The sequence below is a fragment of the Tamlana crocina genome (assembly GCF_012037625.1).
In genome coordinates, this window is sequence record NZ_JAAVJS010000763.1 from 1 (window position 1) to 300 (window position 300).

The 300-nt window shown below is 39.7% G+C and carries 1 protein-coding gene; it reads right to left on the minus strand.

Going from position 1 to position 300, the window contains the following annotated elements; all coding sequences use genetic code 11:
- The coding region (locus tag HC176_RS18900) for an aldehyde dehydrogenase family protein (protein ID WP_167920509.1) at nucleotides 1–296 on the minus strand (296 nt) is incomplete at its 3' end.
- Nucleotides 297–300 lie beyond the last annotated feature (4 nt).

Here is a 300-nt window from a genome sequence, read left to right on the forward strand (position 1 = left end):
AGTCGTCGCAACTCATCATTAAATTTTCGTACTATTTCTCCTCTTTGCGGGGAAGGCATGGACCTCCAGGTTTTAAAAGCTTCCGCAGCAGTTTCTATTACTTGATTATAATCTTCTTTGGTAGTGGATTTTACTTTTCCAATTAAAGCTCCGTCAACCGGAGAATAGGAATCAATCACCTCTCCGTTAGAAAACCATTCCTGGCCGGTTGAGGTTCCGTTATTTACCTGGTCCACATTTAGACCCAGGTCTTTTAAAGCTTGATTTATTCCAAATTTTTCAGCTATTGAACTCATTCTT